Genomic DNA, 18,848 nt, shown 5'->3' with positions numbered 1-18,848 from the left:
GTTTTCACTTGCAGTTAACTTTCGGTAAAGCGAGGTGGGAAGGCTATGACAGTAAGCTGGATCGTCACAGGTTTGGGTATCATTGTCAGCCTCCTGGGGTATTATTTGACTCCAAGCGCTTGGGGTTATGGAATTCTGGGTTTTGGACTTGCGCATGTCCTTTTGGGTGTGCTTGACATGTTCAGACAGCCCAACCGCAGCCGATATTAGATTGCTGTGCGTATAAGCATTTTTGGCTACTGCGAAAGTGGTGGCCAAAAATGCTTTTTTCGTTCCATCAGCCCTTTAAAATTAGACTTTTCCGTGGCGAATCCTCTATAATGTTACACAGAACAAATGATTAATTGAAAGGGTGACCAGTTTGAGTTCAGAAAATTCGTTCGATATCGTGTCCAAAATGGACTTGCAGGAATTAACGAATGCCGTTACACAAACGGAGAAGGAAATCGGCACACGTTACGATTTTAAGGGAAGCAAAAGCAGTTTGAAATTGGACAAGGATGCGTTGACGATCGTATCCGATGATGAGACCAAACTTAAGGCTGTTATTGATGTACTACAATCCAAAATGGCGAAGCGGAACCTGCCGCTCAAAAACATTGACTATGGCAAAGTGGAGCCAGCTTCATCGGGGACAGTCCGTCAGCGTTTAAATTTTAAACAAGGGATTGACCAGGATATCGCCAAAAAGATCAATATTCTGATCCGGGACTCCAAAATGAAGGTGAAGAGTCAGATTCAAGGAGATCAGCTCCGGGTAACTGGTAAGAGTAAAAATGATTTGCAGGCCGTAATGCAGCTTTTGAATGGTGCCAATTTGCCTCTTGATTTGCAATATACCAATTTCAAATAAATTTGTTATGCGCGCTTTGTGGTGGGAAAACGTGTTTTGACACTGCAATTGGCGTATATTATACTAAGTGTGCATTGCTAGCAAACAAGCATAAAAGCCCAGTCATCATCGTTTTGCTGACTTTGTGAAAAGCAGTACATCTTCTGGAAGTCGCCGGAACGTTTAAAACGGTTTTTGCGTTTGAACGGTTGACTTTATTTTTTGCGTTTTTACATATGAGAGCAGTGGTGTACGCAGTGAAACTGTAAATGTTCACCTTCCGGATGATGGATACGGGATTAAGATGATTGTTTGGAGTATTGGAGGATAAGAGGGAGGGCGTCTTGTGAATTTACCCAACCGGATTACGCTTGCACGAATTTGCTTAATCCCTTTTTTGATGGTGTTTCTGCTCGTGGACTTTCCATTTTATCCGGAGCCTTTGCAGATTGGAAGTTTATCGCTTCCGTACAATCAGCTGGTCGCTGCCATTATATTTGTCATTGCAGCCAGTACGGATGGAATTGATGGATATCTGGCACGGAAAAACAATATGGTCACCAATTTGGGCAAATTGCTTGATCCACTGGCAGACAAGCTGCTTGTGACTGCAGTGCTCATTTCACTTGTTGAGATGGGCAAGTTGGACTCATGGATCGCTGTTGTTATTATCAGTCGGGAGTTTGCGGTTACGGGGCTTCGCCAAATTGCTTTGCTGGATGGATCGGTTGTTGCGGCCAGCAGCTGGGGCAAGCTGAAAACGGTGGTGCAAATCATCGCCATTGTATTGCTGCTGCTTAACAACTTCCCATTCTCCTACACGGGAATTCAAGTTGATGTTATTGCAGTTTGGGCGGCAGCGCTTATTACGATCTGGTCAGGTGTTGACTATTTCATCAAAAACAAAAATTTGCTTAATTTATCAAAAGCGTAACCGTTTGAGGTCAAACGGGTAATTTATGAAGAACAGCTTGCGCAAAGGGCAATAGGAAAACATCCTATTGCCCTTTGATCACTCACATTGTGCACAGGAGGATGCTGAATGAAGGCAGAAATTATCGCAGTCGGAACAGAGTTGCTGCTTGGGCAGATCGTGAATACAAATGCCAGATATCTATCCCGCGAACTGGCAGCTATCGGTATTGATGTTTATTTTCAAACTGTAGTGGGGGACAATTTGAACCGTCTGAGTGAAGCCATTCGAATAGCCCAGGGACGCGCAGACGTTATTTTGTTCTCTGGCGGCATCGGACCTACACAGGATGATTTGACCAAGGATGCGATAGCAGCAGTTTTGGGTCGTAATCTACATATTGATCGGATGGCAATGGATAAGATCGAAAGCTTCTTCAGGGATCGCAATGTGGAGATGACTGAGAACAATCGGCGCCAGGCCATCGTGGTTGAGGGAGGAACCCCGCTTGCTAATGAAACGGGTCTTGCAGCAGGGAACGCCATTACGGACAATGGCAAACATTATATTGTCATGCCTGGGCCGCCGAAAGAGTTGATCCCCATGTTTGAGCAGGAGGTCAAACCTTGGCTGTTCCAGCACGTGCTTACGAATGAAATGCCCATCTATTCGAGAATGTTGAAGTTCGCAGGGATCGGCGAGTCGGCTTTGGAAGACCGTCTGCTTGATCTGATCGATAGTCAAACTGACCCGACGATCGCTCCCTATGCTAGTGAGGGAGAAGTAACAGTACGGGTTTCCACCAAGGCGCCGAGTGAAAATGAGGCCAAGCAGAAACTGGATGCAATGGAGGTACTAATCAGGGAGCGGTTGCCAGAACACCTCTACGCGAACGAGGATGTGCCTATAGAGTACACAATCGTGACGATGATGGCTGATATGGGTCTGACCCTTAGCGCGGCTGAGAGCTGTACAGGAGGGCTTGTCATGCAAAGTCTGACATCGGTTCCTGGCAGTGCGTCCATGCTCAAAGGCGGAATTGTATGTTATTCCAACGAAATAAAGGAAAAGCTGCTGAATGTTCCTCATGATTATCTGGAAGGTGAGGAGGCTCCCGGGGCTGTGAGTCCTGAAGTGGCCAAAGTTTTGGCTGAGCAGGTACGCATGATCGGTGATTCCGATTTTGGTCTGTCGGTTACAGGTGTAGCAGGTCCCGGTTATTCGGAACGCAAGCCCCCAGGACTCGTTTTTATCGCACTGGCTGAGCGGGGAAAAGAGACGGAGATCCACGAACTGCGTATCAACGGAAATCGGGAGACGGTCCGCATCCGTTCAACCAAAGCCATTTTGTACCGTTTATGGCGCAAGCTCGTTGCTGTGGACTAGTTGGACACTGAATTGCTTTTGCAGGCAGTATGAAGTATAATCTAAACAGACGGAAGAACCGTAGAATCAGGCATTTCAGCCTTATTTGCGGTTCTTTTTTCTGTTTCATTGCAAGTTTCGCCCAGGAAGAGGCGCCTCGGCCTTCACAAAAAAAACGAATGTATGTTCGAAAAAAAGCTTGGCAAACGTGTTAAAACAAGGTATCATTATCTTATAAACAGTAAAGGGTGTGAGCATATTGTCAGACCGTCGTGCCGCGCTTGATATGGCGCTCCGTCAAATAGAGAAGCAATTTGGTAAAGGATCTATCATGAAACTGGGTGAGTCAACTCACATGCAAGTGGAAATCATACCCAGCGGATCTTTAGCTCTGGATATAGCACTAGGAACAGGCGGCTTGCCAAAAGGCCGGATTGTTGAAATATATGGACCTGAATCTTCAGGTAAAACAACTGTGGCATTGCATGCGATTGCTGAAGTGCAAAGAGTCGGTGGACAAGCTGCATTTATCGATGCCGAGCACGCACTGGATCCCCAGTATGCAAGTAAACTGGGCGTTAACATCGATGAATTGCTTTTGTCCCAGCCTGATACGGGTGAGCAGGCGCTGGAAATTGCTGAAGCACTTGTGCGCAGTGGCGCTGTTGATATTATCGTTGTTGACTCTGTAGCAGCATTGGTACCAAAAGCTGAGATTGAAGGCGAGATGGGGGATTCCCACGTTGGTTTGCAAGCACGTCTGATGTCCCAGGCACTGCGTAAACTTTCCGGGGCAATCAGCAAATCCAAAACGATTGCCATCTTCATCAACCAACTTCGTGAAAAAGTTGGGGTAATGTTTGGTAACCCAGAGACAACACCTGGTGGACGTGCCTTGAAATTCTACTCTACCGTTCGTCTGGATGTTCGTCGTATTGAGAGTATTAAATCAGGCAATGACATTATTGGTAACCGTACTCGCGTAAAAGTTGTGAAAAACAAAGTTGCGCCGCCATTCAAACAGGCTGAAGTAGATATCATGTACGGTGAAGGGATTTCCAGAGAAGGTAGTATAATTGATATTGGTACAGAACTGGATATCGTTAATAAAAGTGGTGCTTGGTATTCTTACGAGGGTGAACGTCTGGGCCAAGGTCGTGAAAATGCGAAGCAGTTCATGAAAGAGCATAAAGAGATTGCACAAGTTATTGAGCAAAAAATCCGTGAAGCAAGCAATCTGACGACGGTTGTTCCAGCTCCAACGAGTGAAGATCAACAAAAAGAAGAAGCAGAAGAACAAGAGTTGTTTGAAATCAACGAGTAATCCTTCCTGGCAGGGTGGCCCCGGAATACGTTTTGTCTTCTGGAGCCTCCCGAACTTGTCTGGATTGAGCTTGGCTCGATCTTGCAAGGGGTAAGGCGTATATTCGTGCGCTGTTTAAAGGCCTCTGTCCAGAAGGACAGGGGCTGTTAGCACGCCTATTGAGAGTGATGTGGCCGGGCTTGGTTCCCGGCTTTTTGTATTTGGTTAGTTTCTGCATAAACAGATAACGAACAATGTGGAAGGGGAGACCTGAATGGATCAACACGATGATGATGATTTGTATGATAAAGCAGAGCTGGAGGGAATCTCCCAATTCCCGGACAACGAAGAACTTACCATTACACGGGTAGAACGAACAAAGAGCAGGCAAGCTCGTTACCGAATCACGTTTGGTTTGTACTCAATTACTGTACTTGAAGATGTAATGATCAAATATCGAATGACCCGTGGCAACACGTTTGTAAAGAAGGACCTGGAGGAAATTATAATAGCGGATGAGCGCCAGCAAACCTATGTGCAGGCTCTGCGCTATCTGGAGCACAAACAGCGTACAAGGTATGAATTAAGCCAGCGGCTGCGTCAAAAGGAATTCGCTGCACCGTTGATTGAAGAGGTGCTGGATCGGCTTGAGCAGGAGAAGCTCATAGACGATGAAGGGTTTGCGAAGGAATGGACAAGACAGCGTATGACAGGGCAGAGGAAGGGAAAACTGTGGATAAGGCAAGAGCTGCGTCAAAAGGGAATTGCCAATGAACTCATCGTTGAAGCACTTGAAGGTGTAAGTACGGATGCGGAGTTTGAAACAGCTTTGACCGCTGGACGAAAGAAATGGAATCAGGTCAAAGGAGACATTTCGGAGAAGAAACGCAAAACGCTTCCTTTCCTGATGCGGCGCGGGTTTCCTATGGATATGGTACGCAAAGTCGTAAATTGTTTAATTGAAGAAGATGAAGCAGAAGATCCTGAAGACGACGAGTTGTTGTCATGGGATTAACAGAGAGTACACAGTGTGTTGCATTCTCTTGACAATTTCTTTCGTCAAATACTAAAATGGACATGAGTCTGTAAGAAATGGACAACCCTTTTTCCTTCCAAAAAAGCGGTTTCGGTTTCTTAGGATTTAACCTTCATGATTATGGGTTCGCTGAAGATGGCGAATAGTACGTGGTAACATGTACACTTGAAATGAAAATCGGCGGGGGATCGCCGTAGGTATCGTTATTCCCAAACATATGTATGACTTGAAAACAGCAAATTGACCCAAGGAATGCCTTGGAGGAATCAACGAGGAGGTGAACAGTATGATTGCAATCACGATCGTTCTCGTTGTTGCCGCGCTATTCATTGGGTTCGGAGTAGGATATTTTATTCGCAAATCTCTTGCAGAGGCTAAAATCTCCAGTGCGGAACAAGCTGCCGTACAGATCGTTGAGAACGCGAAGAAAGAGGCAGAAGCACAGAAGAAAGAGACGGTGCTGGAAGCGAAGGATGAGATTCATCGCATTCGGGCCGAAGCTGAAAAAGACACTCGTGAACGTCGGAATGAAATTCAACGACAAGAAAGACGATTGTTGCAAAAAGAAGAGTCGCTGGATAAAAAGATGGAATCACTCGAACGTAAAGAAGAGCAAGTGGCTAACAAAGAGAAGCGAATTGATGAGACACAGCAGCAGATCGAAATGATTTACAAAAATCAGGTGACGGAACTGGAGCGTATATCCAACCTCACCATGGAAGATGCACGCAGTATCATACTGTCCAACGTAGAACAGGAAGTTCGTCACGAGACGGCTCAAATGATCAAGGACATTGAACAGCAGGCGAAGGAAGAGGCGGACAAGAAATCCCGCGAAATTATTACACTTGCTATTCAACGCTGTGCAGCGGATCATGTGGCAGAGACAACGGTATCTGTTGTAACCTTGCCTAATGAAGAAATGAAAGGCCGGATTATCGGTCGTGAAGGACGTAACATCCGTGCGCTTGAAACCCTAACCGGGATTGACCTTATTATCGATGATACGCCAGAAGCGGTTATTCTGTCGGGCTTTGACCCGATCCGTCGTGAGATTGCCCGTACTGCCCTGGAAAAACTGGTGGCTGACGGACGCATTCACCCGGCACGCATTGAAGAGATGGTGGAGAAATCCCGCAAAGAAGTGGATGAGCGCATCCGTGAATACGGTGAGCAAGCTACCTTTGAAGTGGGCGTGCATGGTCTGCATCCGGACCTGATCAAAATTTTGGGCCGGTTGAAGTTCCGTACAAGCTACGGCCAGAACGTCTTGAAACATTCGATGGAAGTCGCTTATCTGGCTGGATTGATGGCTGGCGAACTCGGAGAAGACGTTACACTTGCAAGACGTGCAGGCCTATTGCATGACATCGGTAAAGCGCTGGATCACGAAGTGGAAGGATCACACGTTGAAATCGGCGTGGAGCTGGCGAAGAAATATAAAGAACATCCGGTAGTAATCAACAGTATCGCGTCCCATCACGGGGATTGCGAAGCAACTTCGGTCATTGCCATGCTGGTTGGCGCAGCAGATGCGCTGTCTGCAGCAAGACCGGGTGCACGCCGCGAAACACTGGAAACGTATATCAAACGACTGGAGAAACTGGAAGAAATTTCGGAATCGTTCGAAGGTGTCGAGAAATCGTATGCCATTCAGGCCGGACGCGAAGTTCGCGTTATGGTACAGCCTGAGAAAATTGATGATGCCGAAGCATTCCGTCTCGCACGTGACATTACGAAGATGATTGAGAATGAACTCGATTATCCAGGTCATATCAAAGTCACCGTCATCCGGGAAACCCGGGCGGTTGAATACGCAAAATAGAGCTTTACGGAAAAGTGGCCGCTGTATTGGGGCCACTTTTCCTGTTGATAGCCCGGTAACGGGCGATTTTAAAAAAAAGATCTGACGGGATAGGGACCCTGCAAATGCTTAAGTGCTGGCTAAATAAAGCAAGCTTGCGGGGAATTAAGGAGGCAATGCAATGAAAGTACTGTTTATCGGTGATATTGTAGGCAACGTAGGGCGTAAGGCTTTGAAAGAAAATTTGCCATATCTGAAAACGAAATATAAGCCACATGTGGTTATTGTAAATGGCGAGAATGCAGCAGCGGGCCGTGGAATCACGGGGGCTATTGCCAATGAATTCTTCAACTGGGGTGTGCACGGGATTACTCTGGGCAACCATACTTGGGACAATAAGGACATTTTTGATTTTATAGATGATGAACCGCGCATGATCAGACCTGCGAACTTTCCACCAGGAACTCCAGGCAGAGGATACACGGTGGTTAAAGGTGAAGGTAAAGAGCTGGCCATCGTAAACCTGCAAGGTCGTACGTTTTTGCCTGCACTCGATTGCCCATTCCGCGTGGCGGATGAGATTGTTGATGAGCTGCGTCAGAATCACAAATGCATCCTTGTGGATATGCATGCCGAGGCAACTTCCGAGAAGATTGCGATGGGCTGGCATCTGGATGGACGTGCCTCGCTGGTAGTAGGAACACATACGCATGTACAAAGTAATGATGACCGGATTTTGCCTGGTGGGACAGCATACTTAACGGATGCGGGCATGGTCGGACCGCGTGACGGCATCCTTGGCATGGAGCGCGAAGCGGTACTGCGAAAATTCTACACCCAGCTGCCGGTACGATTTGTAGTGGATGATGGCAAATGGCATTTCCATGGCGTGTTTGTAGAGATTGATGAGTCCACAGGGGCCGCTACAAAAATTGAAAAAATCCGCCTGATGGAAGACGAGTGGCGCATGGAATAGGGGGATTGCCCCATTTTGCAAGGAAACCCGTCTAAAAAGAAGGAATTTTTTTACCTCCCGCGAATAACATCTAGTAAGTGGAAACAAACATTCAACATTCCCAGGGAGGTACTTACCATGGAAGTATTAAAAGTTTCAGCAAAGTCCAATCCCAATTCCGTAGCCGGCGCACTTGCAGGAGTTCTTCGTGAACGTGGAAATGCTGAACTGCAGGCCATTGGAGCGGGAGCACTGAACCAAGCCATTAAAGCGGTAGCGATAGCCCGGGGATTTGTAGCACCAAGCGGAGTTGACTTGATTTGTATTCCAGCTTTTACAGACATTGTGATAGACGGTGAGGACCGAACGGCCATTAAGCTGATTGTGGAGCCCAGATAATACATGTACTTATGCATTGAACCTGTTTACGGAGTAGACAGGTTTTTTTGCATTCTGCATTAGGAAGAACAAGTTCCAAAGAATTACATAGGGAGGGTTAACCATGGCCGAGTGGCGTGTAGCCGATTATCACTGTGATGCATTGAGCAAAATGTTGATGCAGCCTGCTCTTTCATTTGAGGATGACTCAGCACTGGATGTGAATCTGCAGCGGATCAAGGAAGGCAATGTAGGATTGCAGGCATTTGCCATCTATCTGCCCGAAGTGCTTGGTAAGGGCAAGTTTGAACATATCGTTGGTCAGCTGGAGGTTTATCGCAAACGTGTGGAGAGAAGCAGTGGACGGCCTAGCGGTACTCATACGTTGTTATGGCGGGAGCAGGTAGCTCAACTAGGTCAAACGGCTAATCCTTGGGGTCTGCTAACACTGGAGGGAGTGGATGGGCTCGAAGGCAACCTGTTTTATCTTGAGCTTTGTTACCAGATGGGTGTACGGGTTATGGGGCTTACCTGGAACTATGCCAATTGGGCAGCGGACGGCGTGTTGGAGAAGCGTGGAGCCGGACTGACGGAGAGGGGCAGGGAACTGGTTCACCTGTGCAATCGGATCGGGATGCTGCTGGATGTGTCACATTTGACGGAGAAGGGGTTCTGGGAACTTGCAGAGCTAAGTGAGCGACCTTTTATTGCTTCTCATTCCAACAGTTATACGGTATGTCCAAATGTGCGCAATCTGAAGGATGATCAGATTCGTGCAATTATTGCAAGGGATGGGCGCATCGGGCTGACGTTTGTTCCATGGTTTGTGAAGCAGGAAGGCGAAGTGAGGATCGAACATTTGCTGCCTCATATTGAACAGGTCTGTTCTCTGGGCGGGGAGCATCATCTGATGATGGGCTCTGATTTTGATGGAATACCGACGTATATTCAAGGTCTTGAGCACCCAGGTCAGTATCCGAAGCTGATTGAAACTCTTCTCAAGCACTACGACGAAAAGCTAGTACGCGGCTGGATGTGGAATAATGCTATGAATTATCTCAGGAAAAATCTGCCTGAGGGCAACCTGAAATAAATACCATGTTCCTTAGCTGGAGCAGTAGAGTTCTATAAAGTTATTTTACAGAATAAGGATACGGCTCTTTGGAAATTAAGTGTATTTCATGAATTTTCACCAGTACGTTTTCATTTTGCGTCAAAAAGGGGTATAATACCATTGGATTGTTAAGAGGCTGATCGCAGGCCATAGATAAACAAGGAGTGAAATTCACGATGACTAAAACAGTACCAGTGGGCGTATCTGCCCGTCACATTCATGTATCTCAAGAGCACGTTGAAATTTTGTTTGGCAAAGGCTATGAATTGACTGAGTTTAAACCTCTGTCCCAACCTGGTCAATATGCTGCGAACGAAACTGTAGCGGTAATTGGTTCCAAAGGACAGTTTGATAAAGTGCGTATCCTCGGACCTGTACGTCCTGAAACACAACTGGAAATCTCGATGACAGACTCTTTTGCCATTGGCGTTAAGGCACCTGTGCGCGAGTCCGGAAGCATTGAAGGTACACCTGGCATTACAATCAAAGGACCTGCAGGTGAAGTTACGATTGACAAAGGCGTTATCGTTGCTGCACGTCATATCCACTTCCACACTTCCGATGCTGCGAAATGGGGTATCGAGGACAAACAAATGCTGAAAGTTCGCCTGGGTGGAGATCGTGGTCTTGTACTTGAAAATGTACTGGCTCGTGTATCCGACTCCTTCGCATTGGACATGCATATCGATACGGATGAAGCCAATGCAGCTGGCGCTCGTAACGGCGACACTGCTGAAATCATCGACTAATCGAGTGAAACAACATTCAGCCGAAATCCTTCGGTTGGATTGACTTAACAAACCTGAGTACATCCATGAGAGCTGTTTAGACACAGCCCAGGGTTGTGCTCGGGTTTTTGTGTATTTTGGGTTGTTTTGTAGTGGGATTCATACTGTTCAATGTCAAATGAACTGGCAGCTTTGAAAGTGGAATTACGGCCCAGTTCATGTTATAATTTGATGTAATGCTCTTTTGGTGTATATTCCACGGAATCGATACCAACCAAAGTGAGATAACGGATTTTCAAATATGAGATAGTGACCTTTTCCAAAGCAGTTGCCACTCACTCATATTGACCGAATAAACAACTGCGATATGCAGAGTGTCGTTTGTAGAACTTGAAACTTTTTTATTAATAGAGGCTGTAAGGAGTGACCGAAGGAAATGGCTAAAGACTCAAAAAAGGATTACTCCCAATATTTTGATTTCTCCGATGCCAAAGTAATTTCGCAAGATGAATTCAGCAAAAAGATTCGAATTCGGGGCCGTGAGATCAATATCAAGTCAGAGCCGAATCATCGTCAGGAGAAACAACGGGGCAAGGAAGACGTTCAGGTGCTCTATGAGAATGCAGTACCCGATGAACTGAAAACGATCGGTAAAGGCAAACACTATATCGTGTACACGTATGGCTGTCAGATGAACGAGCATGACTCCGAAACCATTAAGGGACTGCTTGAATCCATGGGTTATCAGGCAACGGAGGACCGCAAAGAGGCAGACATCATTTTGCTGAACACATGTGCCATCCGGGAAAATGCGGAAGATAAAGTATTTGGTGAGCTGGGTCACCTCAAAACACTGAAGACGGAACGTCCAGGACTGCTCCTCGGAGTGTGCGGATGCATGTCACAGGAAGAGGGCGTCGTGAACCGGATCATGCAGAAGCATGGTTTCGTGGACATGATTTTTGGTACCCATAACGTTCACCGGCTGCCTCATTTGATTCAGGAAGCACTCTTCAGCAAGGAAATGGTTGTTGAGGTATGGTCCAAAGAAGGCGACATTATCGAGAACCTGCCGAAGAAACGTGAGGGCATGCGCGGCTGGGTGAATATTATGTATGGCTGTGACAAGTTCTGTACATATTGCATCGTACCGTTTACGCGGGGCAAAGAACGCAGCCGCAGGCCGGAAGATGTTATTGCCGAGGTTCGGGAATTGGCAAGGCAGGGATTCAAGGAGATCACATTGCTTGGACAGAATGTTAATGCTTATGGCAAGGATTTCACGGATCTCCAATACAGCTTTGGTGACCTGATGGACGATATCCGCAAAATTGACATTCCGCGAGTGCGGTTTACAACCAGTCATCCACGAGATTTCGATGATCGTTTGATCGAAGTATTGGCCAAGGGTGGAAACTTGGTGGAGCATATCCACCTGCCGGTACAGTCAGGCAGCACGGAAGTGCTGAAACGCATGAGCCGTAAATACAGTCGTGAACACTATCTCAAGCTGGCAGAGAAAATTAAAACAGCCATCCCGGATGTTGTACTGACAACAGACATTATCGTTGGTTTTCCAGGTGAGACCGATGAACAGTTTGAAGATACATTGTCCCTGGTTCGTGAAGTAGGCTATGACTTTGCCTACACATTTATCTACTCCCCGCGTGAAGGTACGCCGGCAGCTGTCATGGAGGACAATGTTCCAATGGAAGTGAAGAAGGAACGTTTGAAACGCTTGAACGAAACCATTAACGAATACAGCCACAGAAGCAATGAGCAGCAGCGTGGCAAGATCGTTGAAGTGCTCGTCGAGGGTGAGAGCAAGCGGAATTCCAACGTCCTGGCAGGACGTACACGCAGTAATAAACTGGTGCATTTTGAAGGACCCAAAGAATTGATTGGTACATTTGTGAACGTGGAAATTACCGATCCGATGACTTTCTATATCCGTGGCAACCTGCTCACCGAGCCGGTAGCTGCCAATCAGTAATACACAAACACAACCTAATAAGATGGAGTATGCGTTTTGCACTTAGCGGAGAGTGCAGTGCCAATCTGGAAAAGCGTAGCGTTCGCCTTTATAACCGGATTTTACCCTATGAAACATAATTAGAAAATCCGGGGATAACAGCGATTGAAAGATGGCACTGTAATCGGAGCGGCTGGTGCGAAAATAGATAATTCATCTTATATCATCTCATAGAAATGGAGCGATTTCAGTGGCGCAGGAAGAAGTGCAGTACAACCATTATGGAATGCCTACCTACGATACGCGCAATCTGGTCATACGCGACGACATTATGGGAAAAGCCAAAGAGTTGGCTGATATGCTCGGCACAAGCGAGGAAGTAAAACAGTTCCAACAGGCTGAGTCCAAAATTCGCGATCATGAGCGTATCCAGCAATTGATTGCAACCATCAAGAAAAAACAGAAGGAGATCGTAGCCTTCGAGAGCTTCAAAAACGCAGAGATGGTCAGCAAAATTGAACAGGAGATTGAAGATTTGCAGGACGAACTGGACAGCATCCCACTGGTAACAGAATTCCAGCAAAGTCAAAGCGACATCAACTACCTGCTTCAACTGGTCATCTCCGTTATTCGGGATACCGTTTCAGAGAAAGTGAATGTGGAGGCAGGCACGGATTCACCTCCGACCAGCTGCGGTTAATGGACAAAAGGGTGTGGACGCAGTCCGCGCCTTTTTTGACTTATAGAACAAGGAGCTCACGCAATCGACTTTGAAATACACTTCGAAGGAAGCTCCACGCAGTGGGGTTATTTTGCGCGGGCACAGTGCTGACAAATACGCACAAAGGAATAAGACCAGGCTTGCAAGCACAGGCTTAATAGAAACTGTCATCTTGGTGAGTGAAACGGTACTCCGCAGAGTCAGCAACAGGTAGGTTAGAATATGAACAACAACTGGTCAGACAACTTTTATGTGCAACAAAGGGGAAATGGATAATGGGTATTCTGGATAAAATGGTTGAAGAGGGAAATGGACGGTTCTGGGGTTTCCTGGGTTGTCGTTATATAAAAGGTGATGAAAAGGAAGTGCAAATTGCATTGACGGCTGGCGAACATCATACCAATTCCATGGGGATTATCCACGGCGGTGTGCTCACTTCCCTGATGGATCAAGCGATGGGAATGGTGGCTACAGCAGCGATGGAAGTGGACAGCTGTGTCACGACCAATCTAAATGTACATTTTCTCGCTCCGATGAAACAGGGTGAACTAATGGTCACAGCTACGGTGCTGCACCAAGCAGGACGGAGTATTACAGCCCAATCGGAGATCCGTGATGCATCAGGCACACTGGGATGTATGGCAACAGCCACGTTCCGTGTAGCACGGCCAAAAACGTAAAGCACGCAATCCAAAGGTTGACAAACGATATTATTATGTCATAATGAGATTATCAAAATGAAAGTAGTCGGTGGTGCCCATGAGCGAAAACTACGAACACGTTAATGATGAGAACGATGAACAGGCAGCTCGTGCCTACAGTTCCAAAAAATATCGTACTCCCGATGGCGTTCCTGCGGATATTGTGATGTTTACCTTAACCAAGAGGGAACGCAAGACGGTAACCAAGACACTTCCCATTCGCGAACTCAAAGTGATGCTGATTAAGCGCAAAGGGTGGCCTTTTGCGGGACGCTGGGCTTTGCCCGGTGGATTTTGTCAGGAAAATGAGTCCATCTATGATGCTGCGAAGCGAGAGCTGATGGAGGAGACCGGTGTCGACGGCGGGCATTTGGAGTACCTGAATGTATATAGCCAACCTGGGCGTGACCCGAGGGGATGGATTATCTCTCATGCGTTTTTTGCGCTCGTAGAAGAATGGATGCTCGAACACCGCCAAGCGGCGGATGATGCTGAAGATGTGGGGCTGTTTACCATTCAGGAAGCATTGCAGGAGTTGGAGCTTGCCTTTGATCACAGGACAATTATTGAGGATGCCTACCGCCGCATTCAGCAGCAAATGCTGGAAACGACAATTGCGCGGCAGTTTCTGCCCCGCGATTTTACACTAAGCGAATTATACCAGGTGATTCAAAGTGTCGTGCCTGATTTTGAAGAACCTAATTTTATTCGGAAAATCACTTCCACCCGCAGCCGCAAAGGGATTGTTGAAGAGGTACGGGATGAAGAGGGGAACCTGCTAAGTTCCAATCAGTATTCGCAACGTCCGGCACAGCTCTATCGGTTTACGGAACTTGTACCTCGTCTGTCGATCTATACTTAATTTCGGAAGTTTATCATTATTGGAGTGTATCTGGATCAACCTATTCTCAAAAGGGAGTGTGGACGATGAAAGCACTGATTGTGATTGATTTCACCCGTGATTTTGTGACCGGATCCTTGCCTGTAGGCCAGCCAGCGGTTGAGATAGAGGAAATCGTTGCCGCGATAACGGAAGCCTATTGCAATAACAACCATGAGGTCATCATGGCGGTTGATTTGCATGAAGAGAGTGATCCGTATCATCCGGAAACTGCTCTTTTCCCGCCACATAACATTAGAGGCACCGAAGGAAGGCAGATATATGGTCGTTTGGCTCAGGTGATGGAAGAGCGGCATGAGGACATACGGTGGATGGACAAAACAAGATACAGCGCATTCTGTGGAACAGACCTGGAACTCAGATTGCGCGAGCGTGGAATTACAGACATCGCACTGATCGGGGTATGTACGGATATTTGTGTATTGCATACGGCAGTGGATGCTTACAACAAAGGTTTTCACATCACGGTATACGAAGATGCCGTTGCCAGCTTTAACCAGCAGGGACATGAGTGGGCACTTGGACATTTTCGATCCAGCCTGGGAGCTCAGGTAATCAAGGCAAGTGAGACCGTTCTTGCGCAGGCTTAGCCTGGGATTCAGTGATGTTGTCGATAAATATGGTAAATACGAATAATCCGGAGAACTCATATATTCCGCAATATGCAGATTCATTATGAGGAGTCTCCACATGTTGACCCGTATGCACAGGAATACCTGTGTCACGAGCGGAAGTCAGAGAGGATGAGACAAATGCAGACGACTAGCCTGGCTTTACATACGGATAAATATCAGATCAATATGATGTATGCGCACTGGGTGAATGGAACTCACAAACGGAAAGCGGTGTTTGAGGCCTATTTCCGCAAGCTTCCTTTTGGTAACGGCTATGCCGTATTTGCCGGATTGGAACGGATTGTGAATTACATCAGCCAGCTTCGATTCACGATGGAAGACATCAAATATTTATCCAAACAAGAGGAAAATTATGATCCTGTTTTTCTGGAAGAGTTGCTCCAGTTTTCATTTCAGGGGACGATTCATTCCATGAAAGAAGGAGCACTTGTTTTCCCTGACGAACCGCTCATTCGGGTAGAGGGCTCCATTATGGAGACGCAACTGGTGGAGACGGCGATACTTAACTTCATGAATTATCAGACATTGATTGCAACAAAAGCTTCACGGATCAAACAGGTGGCCAGCCAGGATACGCTGCTTGAATTCGGAACACGACGGGCTCAGGAAGCGGATGCGGCCATATGGGGTGCTCGGGCATCTTATGTCGCGGGATTCCATGCAACGTCCAACATGCTCGCAGGAGAGCGTTTTGGCATCCCAACAGCGGGGACGCATGCACATTCCTGGGTACAGAGCTTCATGAGTGAGCAGGAGGCGTTTGACGTCTATGCGAAGGTTCTGCCTGATCAGGTGACTTTGCTCGTGGATACGTTTGATACATTAAACAGTGGAGTACCACATGCGATCAAGACGGCCAAAATGCTCGAGAGCCAAGGCAAAAAAATGAACGCCATCCGTCTGGATAGCGGTGACCTCGCCTACTTGTCCATTCAGGCACGGCAAATGCTGGATGAGGCAGGACTCGATTACGTTAAAATTGTTGCGTCCAATGATCTGGATGAGAACACGATCTTCAACCTGAAAGCTCAGGGTGCTCGCATCGATACATGGGGTGTGGGTACACAGCTGATCACGGCATCCGACCAGCCTTCTCTAGGTGGGGTATACAAACTGGTGGAGCGTGAAGTGGATGGTGCCATGCTGCCAACGATCAAAATTTCGGCCAATCCCGAAAAAGTCTCCACTCCAGGTAAAAAAGAAGTTTTCCGGATCATTGATCCGAAACATGGCAAAGCGATTGCAGACTATATCTGCTATCCAGGAGAAGAGCAGCCGCTTCAGGGCGGTCCGCTCAAGCTGTTCAACCCGCTACACCCGTATCTCAAGAAGACGGTTACCCGCTACGAAGCGGTAAATATGCTGGAGCCGATCTTTGTAAATGGGTTCAAGGTGTATGAACTGCCTACCCTGGATGAGATCCGCAGTTATCACAGGGAACAGATGGACCTCTTCTGGCCAGAGTATCTGCGTAAACTCAATCCGGAGATTTACCGTGTCAATATCAGCCCGGCTGCATGGAATATGAAGCAGAAGCTGATTGCTGAGCACGTACAATCCACGGAGGAATGATAAACCAAGAGGGCATAATCGGTATGTATTACCGGGTTATGCCTTTTTGGTTTTGTCCCGGCTCTATTTGTTTGGTATCATCCAGGTGCGGTCCATTGGGTTTCAGCGGATGTGTCAAATCTCATGGACAGACAGGTCATGAAGCGCAGTATACTAAGCGTTGAAGACTGACTTTCACTTGAACAAGGGCATAATTATTTCTCGGGAAACCGCATAAGACGTCAAAATTCAGCATCTTTCTGAAATGGAGAATCTGCACGCCCACGTGGTGGATGTAGTGAAAATTAAATAGGGCTATACGTAGCAGGAGTTTTCTAATCGGCTGTTTTTGTTTCAAGCATGCAGCCTCGGGGGATGAAACAATGGAGGAGGTCTCACCTGTCTCTTGTTAAAAACACCCGCAAACGAACGTGATAGCCGAGTGCCTGTTTGCCGTTTGTGCTGCTGTCTTTTGGCCTGAGAGCTTTTGCACTGCTGCCTTATTACGAGTTACCATCACCAAGAAGGAGTAGTTCGGGATATAAAATTGTCCACTTTGGCAATCACCGTAGGTCTGGAATTCATCGGATTGCAGGACACAAACTGACTCATGGTATACTTTTATTGCTGAACGTGGGTACAGCTTTCTATGGATTTACTCAAGGTAATTCTGCTGTATATATGGAAGCATTCAGACAAATCTTCCTTTATCCATATGATGACGATTTTGTCCTGCTGACGCTGCTCTCGGTGATTGCATTATTCAGGGATTCCGTATTCAGCCGCAGATCGCGTATTTGGGCCTTCATTGGTCTGATCCCTCTGATTGGGCCACTCTTGTACCTGATTGTGGATAGAAGAAGTACCATTTGAGATCAGATAATCACTAAACATAAGGAGAGGATATACATGGAGACTATTTTTCCGGCGTACGTGGTACGAAACGATGAACAGGGCGGGGTTAAGGCAGCTGTAGAGCAGCTGAAAAAAGAAGATCTGCCTAATGGAGATGTTACTGTACAAGTACAGTATTCCAGTGTCAATTATAAAGACGGACTCGCGACCATTGAAAAAGGCGGTGTGGTTCGTGAGTATCCCATGGTACCCGGGATCGACCTTGCAGGTACGGTCGAAGAATCCGTAAGTGGACGATTCGCACCAGGAGATCGTGTTATTAGCACAGGCTTTGAGCCAGGTGTGTCTCATTTTGGAGGCTACAGCCGATACGCTCGCCTGCGCAGTGAATGGCTTGTGCCTCTGCCACCAGGTCTCAGTGAGAAAGAGGCGATGGCAATCGGTACGGCTGGCTTTACGGCAGCACTCTCGGTGGACGCTTTGCTTCGGGCTGGAGTAACACCGGAAATGGGCAAAGTTTTGGTTACGGGAGCAACAGGTGGGGTTGGAAGCATGGCCGTGGCCATTTTGGCTAAGCTCGGTTTTGAAGTGACGGCCAGCACGGGTAAGAAGAAAGAACAGGAGACGCTTCTTACAGATCTGGGTGCCTCACAGGTTATTTCACGGGAAGAAGCAGATGCACCCGCCAAGGGGGCTATGGGTAAACAGTTGTGGGCAGGAGTTGTAGACCCTACAGCTGGTCCAGCCATGGAGGAGCGTCTGAAACAGATTCAATATGGAGGCGCAGCTGCCGTATCCGGATTAACAGCTGGATCCAAGTTTGAATCAACAGTGTTTCCGTTTATCATACGTGGCGTACAGTTGATTGGTATCGATTCGGTGTACTGCCCAATGGAGCAGCGGGAACGCTTGTGGAACTTGCTTGGCGGGGAATGGAAGCCGGATCGTGCGCTGGAGCTGGGTATTCAGGAGATCTCTTGGGCACAGCTGCCTCACACATTGGAAAACATTCTACAGGGTGGTGCGGTCGGTCGTACCGTCGTTAATACAATGGGAGACGTACCGGCCGAATAAGATCCTTTTC

General features: G+C 47.2%; 19 protein-coding genes. All 19 read left to right on the top strand.

From position 1 onward, the window contains the following. The first annotated feature begins 45 nt into the window (after positions 1-45). The 19 genes from HP552_RS13690 (at position 46) to HP552_RS13600 (ending at position 18,838) form a co-directional block, all read left to right on the top strand. Positions 46-210, top strand: a complete 165-nt coding sequence (locus HP552_RS13690) for a hypothetical protein (protein WP_167350848.1) — start codon at positions 46-48, stop codon at positions 208-210. A 151-nt stretch (positions 211-361) separates the two neighbouring features. Beyond that, positions 362-853 (top strand): YajQ family cyclic di-GMP-binding protein, encoded by a 492-nt coding sequence (locus HP552_RS13685; protein WP_175396013.1) that lies wholly within the window; start codon positions 362-364, stop codon positions 851-853. A gap of 325 nt (positions 854-1,178) precedes the next feature. Then, entirely contained in the window at positions 1,179-1,766 is a 588-nt protein-coding gene (pgsA, locus tag HP552_RS13680) for a CDP-diacylglycerol--glycerol-3-phosphate 3-phosphatidyltransferase (RefSeq protein ID WP_175396012.1), read from the top strand. Between the two features lie 108 nt (positions 1,767-1,874). Next, a complete protein-coding gene (locus HP552_RS13675; protein ID WP_175396011.1) occupies positions 1,875-3,131 on the top strand; it encodes a competence/damage-inducible protein A in 1,257 nt (418 codons plus the stop codon). Between the two features lie 238 nt (positions 3,132-3,369). Next, the gene (gene recA / locus HP552_RS13670; RefSeq protein WP_095358574.1) at positions 3,370-4,434 is read left to right on the top strand and encodes a recombinase RecA; all 1,065 of its coding nucleotides are present in this window, start codon (positions 3,370-3,372) and stop codon (positions 4,432-4,434) included. Between the two features lie 253 nt (positions 4,435-4,687). Continuing rightward, entirely contained in the window at positions 4,688-5,428 is a 741-nt protein-coding gene (locus tag HP552_RS13665) for a regulatory protein RecX (protein ID WP_175396010.1), read from the top strand. A gap of 307 nt (positions 5,429-5,735) precedes the next feature. Then, entirely contained in the window at positions 5,736-7,274 is a 1,539-nt protein-coding gene (rny, locus tag HP552_RS13660) for a ribonuclease Y (protein WP_175396009.1), read from the top strand. 160 nt (positions 7,275-7,434) lie between these two features. Next, positions 7,435-8,229 carry a TIGR00282 family metallophosphoesterase gene (locus tag HP552_RS13655; protein WP_175396008.1) on the top strand — a complete coding sequence of 265 codons (795 nt, stop codon included), beginning with the start codon at positions 7,435-7,437 and terminating at the stop codon, positions 8,227-8,229. Positions 8,230-8,346: 117 nt separating this feature from the next. Then, positions 8,347-8,607, top strand: coding sequence for a stage V sporulation protein S (locus tag HP552_RS13650; protein WP_019005392.1), 261 nt, complete (start codon positions 8,347-8,349; stop codon positions 8,605-8,607). 103 nt (positions 8,608-8,710) lie between these two features. Further along, entirely contained in the window at positions 8,711-9,679 is a 969-nt protein-coding gene (locus tag HP552_RS13645; protein WP_175396007.1) for a dipeptidase, read from the top strand. Between the two features lie 197 nt (positions 9,680-9,876). Next, complete coding sequence (gene pduL / locus HP552_RS13640) at positions 9,877-10,449, top strand: phosphate propanoyltransferase (protein ID WP_175396006.1); 573 nt, start codon at positions 9,877-9,879, stop codon at positions 10,447-10,449. 415 nt (positions 10,450-10,864) lie between these two features. Beyond that, positions 10,865-12,421 (top strand): tRNA (N6-isopentenyl adenosine(37)-C2)-methylthiotransferase MiaB, encoded by a 1,557-nt coding sequence (gene miaB / locus HP552_RS13635; RefSeq protein WP_175396005.1) that lies wholly within the window; start codon positions 10,865-10,867, stop codon positions 12,419-12,421. 265 nt (positions 12,422-12,686) lie between these two features. Then, the gene (locus tag HP552_RS13630; protein ID WP_217506423.1) at positions 12,687-13,100 is read left to right on the top strand and encodes a YlbF/YmcA family competence regulator; all 414 of its coding nucleotides are present in this window, start codon (positions 12,687-12,689) and stop codon (positions 13,098-13,100) included. A gap of 296 nt (positions 13,101-13,396) precedes the next feature. Beyond that, positions 13,397-13,801, top strand: a complete 405-nt coding sequence (locus HP552_RS13625) for a PaaI family thioesterase (protein WP_175396003.1) — start codon at positions 13,397-13,399, stop codon at positions 13,799-13,801. Between the two features lie 79 nt (positions 13,802-13,880). Further along, a complete protein-coding gene (locus tag HP552_RS13620) occupies positions 13,881-14,684 on the top strand; it encodes an NUDIX hydrolase (protein ID WP_175396002.1) in 804 nt (267 codons plus the stop codon). A 65-nt stretch (positions 14,685-14,749) separates the two neighbouring features. Continuing rightward, positions 14,750-15,313 (top strand): cysteine hydrolase family protein, encoded by a 564-nt coding sequence (locus HP552_RS13615; protein WP_175396001.1) that lies wholly within the window; start codon positions 14,750-14,752, stop codon positions 15,311-15,313. Between the two features lie 162 nt (positions 15,314-15,475). Next, complete coding sequence (locus HP552_RS13610) at positions 15,476-16,930, top strand: nicotinate phosphoribosyltransferase (protein ID WP_175396000.1); 1,455 nt, start codon at positions 15,476-15,478, stop codon at positions 16,928-16,930. Positions 16,931-17,359: 429 nt separating this feature from the next. Further along, on the top strand, positions 17,360-17,782 hold the full coding sequence (locus HP552_RS13605; RefSeq protein WP_175395999.1) for a hypothetical protein: 423 nt from the start codon (positions 17,360-17,362) through the stop codon (positions 17,780-17,782). Between the two features lie 36 nt (positions 17,783-17,818). After that, positions 17,819-18,838: an acrylyl-CoA reductase family protein gene (locus tag HP552_RS13600; protein ID WP_175395998.1), complete on the top strand. Its 1,020-nt coding sequence runs from the start codon at positions 17,819-17,821 to the stop codon at positions 18,836-18,838. Positions 18,839-18,848 lie beyond the last annotated feature (10 nt).

This window comes from Paenibacillus xylanilyticus (genome assembly GCF_013359935.1).
GTDB lineage: Bacteria > Bacillota > Bacilli > Paenibacillales > Paenibacillaceae > Paenibacillus > Paenibacillus xylanilyticus.
Note: the sequence above shows the minus strand (reverse complement) of the source record. Positions and strands in the feature narration are given on the sequence as shown.